The following is a 12,729-nucleotide window of genomic DNA, read 5'->3' as shown; positions in this document are numbered from 1 at the left end:
TGCTGACGGGTGTCTTCAATGTATTCCATCCACTCTAATAATTCCTGCATAAACAACGCCCCTTTTTCTTTTATTTTATCAAAAAAGGGGCGTGTTCACAATTTATTTACTCATGCGTTTGTCGTGGCAGGATTCCGTAAAAATACACCCGCCGGAAAGGAGGCTCCGGCGGGTGCTCTGACGCATGATTTCGTTGTTTTATTTGTTGTACTCTTCCAGGTATTTCTGGTAATCCTCTACCTGTTTTCCATGGATTTCCTTGAGCTCATCCTGCACATCCTGCAGACCGAGTCCATTGATTTTATCAACGTAGGAATCCCAGTCATCCAGAGATTTTCCGCCGCCGATGACACCCCAGGTGTATTCTTTCATCGCGTCACCGATATCGGTTCCGAGATCATTATTTACGGTATATGCATCCGGGTTCTTCTTCTCGATGGTCTTTGCATAAGCATCACGGCTGTTCTCTTTTACTTTTTCAAAGAGTTCGGTCGTCTCTTCTGTATTGGCAATGTTGGCAGCATCTTTTCTTGCGAAGAGATCCTGGAACAGGTTGATACCAAGGTTCTGCTCGGTGTTGACTGCACCGTCGCCCGGGTTGATGATTTCGTAGGTTCCGTCGCCGTTGTCTTTGTAGTCTCTTCCTTCAACACCGAATTTCTTATGAATCCAGTTTTCCGGTGTTGCCATATCATCAAAGATTGCATACGCTCTCTCCGGATCGGAGCAAACGTTTGTGATACCGAAGTAGCACCATGCTGCGATGGTTGCCGGCTCGTCCTGCGGGTCTCCGTTGCCGCCGCTTACCATATCGATCGGAATCCACTCTGCATCCGGGTTGGAAGCATAGAAGGACTGCATCGTACCGCTGGACGGGTTGTTCCAGGATACCCAGCTGTAGGTTGCGCCGAATCCGCCGTTTGCCATCTCCTCATCACGGTCAGTATCGGTGATGATGCTCGGATCGACGACGCCGTCTGCGTACAGTTTTGCTACGCGTCCCAGCCACTCTTTGCAGTCATCGGTGGTCGGTCCGTAGATGTAGGAACCGTCTTCCAGACGAAGGAAGTCCATACGTCCGTTTCCATCGCCGCTTCCCTGGATCCATGGCCAGAAAGTACGGTAATCGTATCCATCACCATTCCATCCGTAGGTGTCATCCACACCGTTTCCGTCCGGATCGTCGAAGGTAAATTTGTACAGGCAGTCTTCCAGCTCATCCAGTGTAGTCGGAACAGCCAGTCCTAAGTTGTCCAGCCAGTCTTTCCGGATCCACAGAGTCTCACATGCCGGCTCTGCAACGTCGCCCGGGATACGGTAAATTCCGTTGTCTCCGGATGCGTAAAACATAACGCCAGGATCTACATCATTATAGTAGTCAACCATGTTGGTATATTTCTTCATATACGGAGAAACATCCACCAGAAGGCCTGCGTCTACCCATTTCGTATAGTCAGCTTCCATGTTCCACCACCAGATGATGTCCGGCCGTTGTGTCTCATCGCCCATCAGAAGGGAAATTTTGGATGTTGCATCCGACCAGCCCGGCAGTGCGATGATATCAATATCCAGGTTATAGCGGTCCTCCATCCATTTCTGCATTTCGCTGTCCGGCTGGGTATAACCCTGCAGGCACACGATGGAAAGTTTCATTTTCTCATCCTGATTCAGCACGTCGATCGGTTCATCAGACTCTTCTCTTACGACTTTTCCGCTGTCTGCGGATTTGCTGCTTCCGCAGCCCGACATCATTCCCACTCCCATTACTCCTGCAAGGAGCAGTGCCATCATTCTTCTCTTCATTTCTCTTCCTCCTCTTTTTTATCGTTAAAATCAGCCCTTAACGCCGCCGATCATAACTCCTTTTACAAAGTACTTCTGCACGAAAGGATATACGCACAGAATCGGTACGGTTGCAACGACAACGGATGCTGCTTTGATCGTAGCTGCCGTTACGTTGGTCGTTGCTGTTACGGTAACACCGGCAGACTGCATTGCCTGGTTGGTGTTGGTCAGCATGTAGCGGAGAACCGCCTGCAGAGACCATCTGCTCTTGGTGTTGATATACAGAACGCTGGAGAAGTAATCATTCCAGTAACCGACTGCGGTGAACAGCGCGATGGTCGCGATGCTGGCCTTGGAAAGCGGAAGAACGATTTTTGCAAAGATCGTAACATCGTTCGCACCGTCCAGTCTTGCAGACTCCTCAAGGCTCTCCGGAATTGTGGAGAAGAAGCTTCGCATAATGATTACGTTGTATGCACTGATGAGTCCCGGCAGAATCAGAGACCAGCGGTTGTCGATCAGATGCATGTTTTTGATCAGCAGGTATCCAGGAATCATACCGCCGGAAAACAGCATGGTGAACAGGATCAGAAAGTTCAGTGTTTTCTGGAACGGCAGGTTTGCCTTGGAAAGCGGATATGCGGTCGTTGCGGTAAACAGGGTTCCAAATACGGTTCCAAGTACGGTAACGCCGATTGTTGTAGCGTATCCGGTCCAGATGGACGGATCTTTAAATACTTTTGCGTAGGTGTCCAGGTTGAAGCCCTGCGGATAGAGGAACACGCCTCCCTTTGCCGTTGCTTCCACCGAACTGAAGGACATCATGATGACATGCCAGAACGGGTAAACCATCACGATACTCAGAAGAATAAAAAAGATGTAGTTGAATACGGTAAAAGCTTTCTCTGCTTTTCCACGTTTGATTGCGGTACCACCGCTTTTGGATGCTTTCATTTTCATTCCTTCCTTTCTCTCTTAGAACAGACCTTCGTTGCCGGTTCTCTTGGCAACCTGGTTGACGAACAGAATCATGATCAGTGCGACAACAGATTTGAACATGCCGGCTGCTGTCGAGAAGGAATAATCATTGTTGATAATACCCATACGGTATACATAGGTATCAATGATATCCGCTACGTCGTAAACGTGTGAAGTGTACAGCATGAAGATCTGGTCGAAACCGGCGTTCAGAATGTTGCTGCTGCTCAGGATGAACTGGATGATAATGGTCGGTACAATACACGGCAGTGTAATGTTGATGGCCTGTTTCCATTTTCCGGCTCCGTCGATCGCAGCCGCCTCATAAAGCGATGGGTCAATACCGCTGATTGCTGCAAAGTAGATAATCGTTCCCCATCCAAGACCCTTGTAAATATCCGTGATGATCAGCATCGGAACGAAGTATCTTGAATCCGTCAGTACCATGATATGCTGGCCGGTAATCATCTGGATCAGGTTGGTGATCATACCGTTGTCCGGATCAAGCAGTGTCATGATGATACCGGAGAGGATAACCCAGGAGATAAAGTGCGGCAGATAAAGCAGTGTCTGAGAAACCTTCTTAAATGCCATATTTTTCATCTCATTCATCATCAGTGCCAGAATAACCGGAATCGGGAATCCCAGGATCAGTTTTAAAAGACTGATGACAATCGTGTTCCTAAGAACCGGTAAGAATGAGTTCTTGGAAAACAGATCAATAAACTGCTGAAATCCGACCCACTGGCTTTTGGACGGATCGTACTGGTTGTAATCCTGAAATGCAATTTTCAAGCCGTACATCGGGATATACTTGAAAACCGCGAAGAAAATGATTCCCGGAATCAACAGGAAAAATAACCAGCGTCTTTTTACAACTTCGCGTGCGGTTCTCGCACATTTTTCTTTCCAGGTTTCTTTTCTGCCTGAAACTGTCTTTACTTGTGCCATTTCGCTCTCTCCTTTCCTTCCGGCGATATAATGCATTATTTTGCACTATTAATTTTTAATATGTGATATTAACGAGGTTTTATTCGTGCGTTTTTGTTGCTTTTGAATGTTGCATTTTTCGCCATCCGTTAATCATATTAAACAATGCTTTCGGGCTAAAGTCAAGATTTTTTTGTGCATTTCTTGCATTTTTGTCATTTTTGTTCAGTTTAGCTTTCCTTAAATGCACTATTTCGCATTATTAATTAGTGCTTTTCTACATGGCATTTATGCACGAATTTGAATCATTGCAAAAAGAGAGCCGGAAACGCCCCGGCAGACGGTTTTTCTTCTCGTCCGCCGGGGCATCCCTGGCTCTCTTTCTTTTTTCACTTTTTCCTGTTTTTTCTATTTCTTTCTATCCCTGGCGCTTGCACGAGGAACGGCGCACCACAACCTCCCCCGAAACGAGAATCCGCTCTTTCGGCGCTTCCGGGTGCTCCTCCCGCCATAAAAATTCATGCACCATACGGCGGCCAAGCCACTTCGTATCGACATGAACGGTTGAGAAGAACGGATACAGCATCCGGTCCTCATCATCATCAAATCCGGTCAGTGCCACATCCTCCGGCACGCGCACGCCGATTTTCCGGAAGGATTCTGTCAGTCTTTTGGCGATCATATCGTTGCCGCAGACAATCGCTTCCGGCAGTGTATCGTAGCTCGCCACAATCTTGTCAAAATTTTCCGGGTAATAAAAATGATCGCTCTCCATATTGGGGCGCACAAGATCCTCCTCGAGCGGAATGCCCGCCTGTTCCATCGCTGCAAGGAAACCGACATACCGGTCATGCATCGACTCATACGTGCTGCTGTGCTCACTTAGGAAACCGATCCGCGTCATGCCCTGCCCGATCAGATGGGACGTCAGAAGACTCACCGGCTGCACACCGTCCACACGCACGATATCGCCCATCGGCCGCTGTTCGATACCGCAGTAATGGTCGAGCTGAAAAATGCGATACCCCAGATTTACCAGTTTCTGCATATATTCCGGCGGCAGCATCTTAATGCAGAAGATTGCATCGATATTTTCATCCAGTCCGAGTGGCAGAATACCGTTCTCTTCCTCACGCTCCGTCACGACCGCAACACGCGTCTGACAGTTGTTGAGGCTCGCCTCCTCAGAGATGCCGCTCACGACGCGGTCCCAATAAACAGCGGCATCCCGCGTACGTAGAACCATAATATTGTAATGCTTCTCCTGTGGTGCCCGAACCTCTTCCACGTATACATTTTCGCCCAGATACCCATTCCTTTTCGCCATCCGAAGAACTCTCTCCCGTGTCACCGGAGCCACCTTCGGATCATCCTTTAATGCCATGGCAACCGTATTCCGGGACAGTCCCAGCTCCTTTGCCATACTCTGTATCGTTACTTTCCCCATAACTTCCTCCCTGTTTTTTTCTGCGCAATTCATTTTTCTCTCGCACACGTCTTTGTCCGTAAGAAAAAAAGTGCCGTAAAACGACACTCTTACCGATCGGGGCAACAGGATTTGAACCTGCGACCTCACGGCCCCCAGCCGTACGCGCTACCAAGCTACGCCATACCCCGTAATCACATTTTTATTATACCAGCGAACTTCTGAAAAATCAATGCTATTTTTCCCTTGTCCATTTCATTACATTCGTTTCTTTATTTTGCGTCATATCTTCCTCTATTTTACCGTATCGTCACTTTTTCTTTCTGAATATGTAATTTTTCGACGTTTTCTACGTATCATAAGTGAAAGGGGAAAAATCGTATGCCATATAAACTTTCACCTCTGGCATGCCCGTCTGCAAAGACTATGTAAAAACTGAATAAAAGGAGACATCGTAATGGAAACTGAAATTTACTTTCTACTATACTCTTTAGGAATTGGTGCAAAATACCGCGGATTTCGCTATCTCGCCTATGGTATCGCTTTATGCATGGAAGACGAAGATTATCTCCTTCGGGTCAGCAAAACGCTGTACCCAAAGATCGCGCAAACGTTTCAGGTATCGTCCTCCTGCGTCGAACGAGACATCCGCACCGCTATTTCCGTCTGCTGGACCCGCGGAAACCGCGATCTGCTCTTTTCACTTTCCGTGCATCCGGTTCTGACAAAACCGACCAATTCCGAATTTTTTGATATTTTAAGTTCTTATATCAAGTACTACCGCGCTTTTCCTGCCTGTCGTCAGGAGGCATAAAAACGAATATGCAAAAGAAAAACACTTCCGCGCCGTATCATATATTGGGGGATATGCATGGCGCGGAAGTGTTTTTTCATGATAGAGCAAAAAGGAGACTGCCCGCAAAGGCAGCCTCCCAATATGGATCATTTGACAGCAAACCGATTAGTTGTTGATCAGTTTGTCCTCGTTGCTCCAGCTGTACAGTTTTCTGATTTCTTCTCCGACTTTCTCTGACGGATGCTCTGCAGCTTTTCTTCTCATAGCGCGGAAGTGAGCCTGTCCGCCTGCCGGGGACATATCCAGAAGGAAGTCTTTTGCGAAAGTACCATCCTGGATATCGGAAAGGATTTTCTTCATAGTCTTCTTTGTCTCTTCTGTGATCAGCTTCGGTCCGGTGATATAATCGCCATACTCTGCTGTGTTGGAGATAGAGTATCTCATTCCTGCAAATCCGGACTGATAGATCAGATCTACGATCAGTTTCATCTCATGGATGCACTCGAAGTATGCGTTTCTTGGGTCGTATCCAGCCTCACACAGAGTCTCGAATCCAGCCTGCATCAGGGCGCATACACCGCCGCAGAGAACTGCCTGCTCACCGAACAGGTCTGTTTCTGTCTCAGTTCTGAAGGTTGTCTCCAGAAGACCAGCTCTTGCTCCGCCGATTCCAAGGCCGTAAGCCAGTGCTTTGTCCAGTGCTTTTCCGGTGTAATCCTGCTCAACAGCAACCAGGCAAGGAGTTCCTTTGCCAGCCTGATACTCGCTTCTTACTGTGTGGCCAGGTGCTTTCGGAGCGATCATAGCTACGTCTACGTTCTTCGGAGGCACGATCTGTCCGAAGTGGATAGCGAAACCATGAGCGAACATCAGCATGTTGCCCTCTTCCAGGTTTGGCTCGATATCTTTTTTGTACATTGCAGCCTGTTTCTCATCGTTGATCAGGATCATGATGATATCAGCCTGTTTTGCAGCCTCAGCAGCGGTATATACTTTGAATCCCTGTGCTTCTGCTTTTGCCCAGGATTTGCTGCCTTCATAAAGTCCAATAATAACATCACAGCCGGAGTCTTTCAGGTTCAGTGCATGAGCATGTCCCTGGCTTCCGTAGCCGATAATTGCGATTTTTTTGCCTTCCAGTAAAGAGAGATTACAATCTTCCTGATAAAAAAGTCTTGCTGCCATTTTATTTTCCTCCATAATATATAGAATGTCTTGACCGGCGGCAGGTCGGTCAATTTATACAGCGAAAAGCATTTCTGCCTTTTGCTGTTTGTCAGGGAAATGAACTTTTCTATACAAAAATTTCATTCCTCCAGCAAACGTATGTAATGTGATCTGCGTTAATCGAGGTAACGCACATCGTGGGCTCCTCTGGAGAGTCCTGTCACTCCTGTTCTGGCCAGTTCCAGGATTTCGTATCCCTGTACCAGATTCAGGAACCCTTCGAGCTTTGACTGGTTTCCGGTCAGCTCTACAATCAGGCTTTCCTGTCCCACATCCACGATTCTTCCACGGAAGACATCGGAGATGGCGATGACATTGCGGCGTTCATTTTCATTCACACGGATTTTGACCAGCATCAGCTCTCGTCTGACACTCTCGTCCGGCTTCAGCTCTTTGATATCCCGCACATCGACAAGTTTTGCCAGCTGTTTTTTGATCTGCTCCAGAATCATTTCATCACTGCAGTACAGAACAACAGTCATTCTTGTGTATCGCGGGTCTGCTGTCACACCGGCGGTGATCGTCTCGATATTGTATCCGCGTCGGCTGAAAAGACCAGCTACTCTGCTTAAAAGTCCCGGCGTATTATCCACCAGCAGGGATAATGTTCTTTTCTGTTCCATAAACACCAACTTTCCTCCATCCGCAGGCGCCGCGGATTTTCAGCAATTTCTTACAACTTCCAACGCCTTATCCAATATATTAGCAACTTATCCTCGCTTTGTCAACAAAAATTTTACCAAATTATTCTTTTGGGCAAAAATCTTTTGCCTCCTGTGGTTCCCATTTGCATACCTTCCGGTCATACGTAAGGATGCCGTTCGACTCCTCCTCGACATCGGTAAGCTGTGTGTAGACTGCTGCGGCAAGTCCCTGTTCTGTGAGTTCTCTTATCTTTTCTGCCAGTGCATTCATCGCTTTCTGGTACTGTGTCTGGTTCTGGTACGTGCGGTAGCCGAACGATTTTTCGGAGTAGAGATGCTCCTGTACCGGATACGTATAGCCGCCGTATTCAGAAAAAGCAAACGCGCGCTCCTCCGGTTTTACTTTTAACGGACGAAAGTAATTGTGAAGGCTCTTGATGTCCCCCGCTCCCTGATCGTACCAGCCGCTCGCGTGGTCGATCTGCCGCGTCGGATCGAGAGCGCGCACCATTTCTGTCATCTCCCTGGCATCAAACTGTCCCCATCCCTCGTTGAACAGAACCCAGAGCGACACGCACGGTGCATTGTAAAGCTGATGAACCGTCTCGCGGCACTCCCGCTTCCACCACTCTCTTCCCGTTTTTGAGGTCCGCGAAAAGAGCGGATAACAGTTATCCCTGAATTCCGTTGTCACAAACGGCAGTACGGTCGGAAGGTACAAAAGGAACGTCTGAATCGACCGGCCGCCGCCGTTGATCATATCCTGCCACACCAGCATACCGATATGGTCGCAGTGGGAATACCATCTTGCGCACTCAACTTTCAGGTGTTTCCGGATCATATTGAAACCGAGGCGTTTGGCCGTCTTAATGTCATAAACCATCGCCTCATCGGACGGCGGCGTGTAGAAGCTTTCCGGCCAATAACCCTGGTCGAGGACACCGTTCTGGAAATACGGCTTTCCGTTTAAGAGAAGACGCGTGATTCCTTTCTCATCTTTTCCAATGCCGAATTTGCGCATGCCGAAATAACTCTCGATGCGGTCTTCTCCCGCTTCAATGGAAACCCCATAGAGATGCGGATGTTCCGGGCTCCAGCCTGCAAAATTACCGAGAATCAGCTCCGCCTCGTTTTCTCTCGTCTCCCGGACGCAGATCACCTTCGCATCCGGCGCTTCGCTCTCCCGCACCGTAATTTTTTTCGTCAGTCCCGCATCCGGTCCGTTGAGGAAAACCCGTACTTTTACGCTCGCCGTATCATATTCCGGCGTGATCACGATGCGTTCCAGATACGTCTCCGGCACCCATTCCATCCAGACGCTCTGCCAGATGCCGCTCTGCGCGGTGTAAAACATGCCGCCCGGGGTAAGGCTCTGCTTTCCGCGGCCCTTCCAGTCCGTGTCCGTCTCATCGCGCACCTTGACGGCAAGCTCGTTCTCTCCCGTTTTGAGATACGGCGTAAGATCCACTGAAAAAGAAAGATACCCGCCGAGATGGCCTCCGGCACGCTTTCCGTTGCAGTAAATTACCGCATCCTGATCCACGGCGCCGAACTGCAGCAGCAGCCGTTTTCCGGCAGGAATTTTGGGAAGCTGAATCGTGCGGAAGTACCACAGATATTCTTTTGGAAGCAGCTGCCGCTTCACGCCGGACGCATCGCACTCCGGGGAAAACGGAACGAGAATTTTTCCGTCCCGCTGTTCTGGCATTTTCTGCGTTTCCGTGAACGCATACTCCCACCATCCGTTCAGATTTGTCCAGTTTTCCCGGCGCATCTGCGGACGCGGATATTCCGGAAACGGGAGCTCTTCTTCCGGATTTTTCCCAAATTCCGTAGAAAGGCGGAATTTTTTTCCTTCCTTTTTTCCAATCTGTAATGCTTTGACCGCATTTTTGAAGTCCATTCTTTTCCCTCTTTTTCTGATTTTTATGATTGATAAAAGCGTGCCCGGACAAAATCCCGGACACGCTTTTGGTGTACTGAAAATCAAAGCGGATATTCGCAATCCGGTTAGATAAACGCCAGCGTTTTCATCAGATACAGCCAGAACGTCAGCGTAAAGGCACTGCCGCACGTTGTGAGCATAACGGTGTTTGCCGTCAGACTTCCCTCATGACCCATATTTTTCGCCATGATAAAACTGCTCACCGTCGTTGCGGAACCCAGCATCACAAGGATTGCCACCAATTTTTCCTGACGGAAGCCAAGTATCACGGCGATCGGCAGAAAGGCAGCTGCAAGACCGACCAGCTTAATCGCAGCTGCAGCAATCGACGGCCGGATATTCTTTGCCGCGCTCTTTGCCTCAAACGACGCACCCATCGCAATCAGGCCGAGCGGCGTTGCAAGTACCGCAATATTCTGCACCGTTTTCTGCAGAATCACCGGCTTTGGAATGCGAAGCACCGACCAGAGAAGTCCTGTAGCGATCCCGAGGATAATCGGGTTTGTCACGATATTTTTCGCCGTCTTTTTCACAAAATCTGCCGTGATCTCCTCCCGTTCCGGACGGAATACTGCAAGAACGACAACCGCCATGATATTATACAGCGGCACACTGCTGATGATCATCAGCGGCGCCATGCCGGAATTTCCGTAGATATTCTGGATAAAGGCAATACCAAGGATCGCCGCACTGCTCCGGTACGCCGCCTGGATAAATTCGCCTCTTGCACTTCTCTCTTTTAAGAGATGGGAAAGTCCCCATACCGCAAGAATTGAGAGCAGTGTTGCAAAGAAGCAGAACAGAACGAATTTGATATCCCACACAGCGGAGAAATCAGAATCCGACAGGTCCTGGAACAGCAGCACCGGGAGTGCGATTTTAAACACAAATTTGTTCATTTCGCTTGTGAACGATTCGTCCAGAATACCAACCTTTCGAAAGAAAAGTCCCAAAATCATTGTCAGGAAGATCGGCATCGTCGCGTTCAGGCTGAAGATCAGATTACTCATACCAGCGTTTTTCCTGCCAGTACATTTTTATAATCTTCGTAGTTCTCTTCGAGAAGCTTCGGCGTATTCAGACCGTAGGGACATTTCTTCATGCAGGCGCCGCAGTGGAGGCAACCTTCGATTTTCTTCATCATCGCCTGGCCGCGCTCGGTGAGCTGGTTGGCGGACGGGGAACGGCGCAGAAGCAGGCTCATGCGCGCGCAGGTGTTAATCTCAATGCCTGCCGGACATGGCATACAGTAACCGCAGCCGCGGCAGAAGTTGCCGGAGAGCTCTTTCTGGTCTTTCTCGATGATCGTCTTGATTTCATCCGTCATGGCAGGCGGACAGGCAATGTAGCTTAAGAACTCGTCCAGCTCTTTTTCTCTCTGGACGCCCCAGATCGGAAGCACGTTGTCGTACTGGTCTTCAAAAGCATATGCAGCCGCGGAGTTTGTGATCAGCCCGCCCGAAAGCGCTTTCATTGCGATAAAGCCGATATTTTTCTCTTTGCATCCCTGTACCAGTGCTTTCTCACGGTCCGTTGCCAGATAGCAGAACGGGAACTGCAGCGTCTCGTAAAGACCGGACTCGATGATCTCCTCTGCCACGCTCATGCGGTGGTTCGTGATACCGATGTGGCGGATTTTTCCCTGTGCTTTTGCTTCCAGCATCGCCTCATACAGGCCGGTTCCATCTCCCGGCTTAGGACAGAAGGACGGATTGTGGAACTGATAGATATCGATGTAATCCGTCTTCAAAAGGGAAAGGCTTGTCTCCAGATCCTTCCAGAAGCCCTCCACATCCTTTGCCATCGTCTTCGTAGAGATAAAGACCTTCTCACGCATTTTCTCAAACGCTGCGCCTAATTTTTCCTCGCTGTCGCTGTATGCACGCGCGGTATCAAAAAAGCGGATGCCTCCGTCATACGCTTTGCGCAGCAGATAAACAGCGTCTTCTTTCGTGACACGCTGTACCGGCAGCGCGCCGAAGCCGTTCTTGTTTACACAGATTCCTGTACTTCCCAGTGTTACCATGGACATACTTATGTTCCTCCTTTTTCGCTTTCATTGTTTCAACTCATAGTCGGTATTTCACGGAGTCTGACATGTCGAAAATAGTTCGACTGTGACTTGCCTCATGTCAGTGGAGAATACCGATTTCTCTCCGCCCGCCACTGCCGTTATGTTTCTTTTAGCAATTCATCCCACCGCTTCAGAAACGGGGGACTTCTTGTCTACTGGTGTTAAAATCCGTTATTTCTATAGTATCACACTTTCTATCAGACGGCAAACGCGATTTAAAGAGGCAGGCACAAAGGGAAATACTTTCCTTTTATGTCTGCCTCTGAATATCATTTTTTATTTTACTTCTTTATAAAAGTTTACGCAGTCCGACGGATCATAATAGATTTTATTATCCGCAAGCAGCGTGGAAACACCGTTCTGTACTTCGATGATGCTGACCGCACAGTTGTACGGCACGCCGCCGTGCCAGAAGTCGTTCTTGTCTTCATAGACATTGCGTAGCAGCGCACGCATGCAGCAGCCGTGGGTGGCGATCAGGATCGTCTTGTCCTGGAGCTCCGGTTTTGCAGTCAGCTCATGATAGAACGCTTCTGCCCGGTCGCAGACCTCCTGGATCGTCTCTCCGTCTCCCGCCGGGCAGAAGTGGAACGGATCTCTGTAAAAATCGTCGAAGTGTTCAGACGGAATCTCAAAATTGTTTGCCCGGCATCCAAGCCCTTCCCAGGAGCCAAAGGAAAGCTCCATCAGGCGGTCGTCGGTCGTAAGCGGCACATTTCTGCCCGCAAGGACGAGCTCTGCCGTGTGCTTTGCGCGGCGCAGTGGACTGGAAATTCCAAGGTCAAACGGGATATTTTTCAGTCCTTCCGCCGTCACTTTCGCCAGACGGACACCATTCTCATTCAGCTCGGTGTCCGTCTGGCCCTGCAGTCTGCCTTCTACGTTCCACGCAGTTTCACCGTGGCGTATGATATAAAGTTTCAT

At 49.0% G+C, this 12,729-nt stretch carries 11 protein-coding genes and 1 tRNA gene; 1 reads left to right on the top strand and 11 read right to left on the bottom strand.

The annotated features are described in order from the left end of the window. Nucleotides 1-198: 198 nt before the first annotated feature. From ACY2VW_RS02865 to ACY2VW_RS02845, 5 genes are all read right to left on the bottom strand, one after another. Entirely contained in the window at nucleotides 199-1,803 is a 1,605-nt protein-coding gene (locus ACY2VW_RS02865) for a type 2 periplasmic-binding domain-containing protein (RefSeq protein ID WP_461876919.1), read from the bottom strand. Nucleotides 1,804-1,833: 30 nt separating this feature from the next. After that, nucleotides 1,834-2,739 (bottom strand): carbohydrate ABC transporter permease, encoded by a 906-nt coding sequence (locus tag ACY2VW_RS02860; protein WP_461876918.1) that lies wholly within the window; start codon nucleotides 2,737-2,739, stop codon nucleotides 1,834-1,836. Between the two features lie 21 nt (nucleotides 2,740-2,760). After that, nucleotides 2,761-3,714 carry an ABC transporter permease gene (locus ACY2VW_RS02855; protein WP_461876916.1) on the bottom strand — a complete coding sequence of 318 codons (954 nt, stop codon included), beginning with the start codon at nucleotides 3,712-3,714 and terminating at the stop codon, nucleotides 2,761-2,763. A 397-nt stretch (nucleotides 3,715-4,111) separates the two neighbouring features. After that, nucleotides 4,112-5,140, bottom strand: coding sequence for a LacI family DNA-binding transcriptional regulator (locus ACY2VW_RS02850; RefSeq protein WP_461876915.1), 1,029 nt, complete (start codon nucleotides 5,138-5,140; stop codon nucleotides 4,112-4,114). 96 nt (nucleotides 5,141-5,236) lie between these two features. After that, nucleotides 5,237-5,310, bottom strand: a tRNA-Pro gene (locus ACY2VW_RS02845). 266 nt (nucleotides 5,311-5,576) lie between these two features. On the opposite strand from ACY2VW_RS02845, the gene ACY2VW_RS02840 reads away from it, so the two are divergent. Then, on the top strand, nucleotides 5,577-5,933 hold the full coding sequence (locus ACY2VW_RS02840) for a sporulation initiation factor Spo0A C-terminal domain-containing protein (RefSeq protein ID WP_461876914.1): 357 nt from the start codon (nucleotides 5,577-5,579) through the stop codon (nucleotides 5,931-5,933). A gap of 147 nt (nucleotides 5,934-6,080) precedes the next feature. Here ACY2VW_RS02840 and ilvC read toward each other — a convergent pair whose 3' ends face one another. The 6 genes from ilvC to ACY2VW_RS02810 all read right to left on the bottom strand — a co-directional run bounded on the left by ilvC (nucleotide 6,081) and on the right by ACY2VW_RS02810 (nucleotide 12,729). Then, on the bottom strand, nucleotides 6,081-7,100 hold the full coding sequence (gene ilvC / locus ACY2VW_RS02835; RefSeq protein WP_443647359.1) for a ketol-acid reductoisomerase: 1,020 nt from the start codon (nucleotides 7,098-7,100) through the stop codon (nucleotides 6,081-6,083). Nucleotides 7,101-7,258: 158 nt separating this feature from the next. After that, nucleotides 7,259-7,765 (bottom strand): acetolactate synthase small subunit, encoded by a 507-nt coding sequence (gene ilvN, locus ACY2VW_RS02830; protein ID WP_022462281.1) that lies wholly within the window; start codon nucleotides 7,763-7,765, stop codon nucleotides 7,259-7,261. 121 nt (nucleotides 7,766-7,886) lie between these two features. Beyond that, nucleotides 7,887-9,689 carry a glycoside hydrolase family 2 protein gene (locus ACY2VW_RS02825; protein ID WP_461876912.1) on the bottom strand — a complete coding sequence of 601 codons (1,803 nt, stop codon included), beginning with the start codon at nucleotides 9,687-9,689 and terminating at the stop codon, nucleotides 7,887-7,889. 107 nt (nucleotides 9,690-9,796) lie between these two features. Next, nucleotides 9,797-10,741: an AEC family transporter gene (locus ACY2VW_RS02820; RefSeq protein ID WP_461876910.1), complete on the bottom strand. Its 945-nt coding sequence runs from the start codon at nucleotides 10,739-10,741 to the stop codon at nucleotides 9,797-9,799. Then, nucleotides 10,738-11,763: an aldo/keto reductase gene (locus ACY2VW_RS02815; RefSeq protein ID WP_117804049.1), complete on the bottom strand. Its 1,026-nt coding sequence runs from the start codon at nucleotides 11,761-11,763 to the stop codon at nucleotides 10,738-10,740. Before ACY2VW_RS02815 ends, ACY2VW_RS02820 begins: the two co-directional genes overlap by 4 nt. Nucleotides 11,764-12,081: 318 nt before the next feature. Next, entirely contained in the window at nucleotides 12,082-12,729 is a 648-nt protein-coding gene (locus ACY2VW_RS02810; RefSeq protein ID WP_022461826.1) for a histidine phosphatase family protein, read from the bottom strand.

It is taken from the genome of Fusicatenibacter sp. (assembly GCF_977045365.1).
Note: the sequence above shows the minus strand (reverse complement) of the source record. Positions and strands in the feature narration are given on the sequence as shown.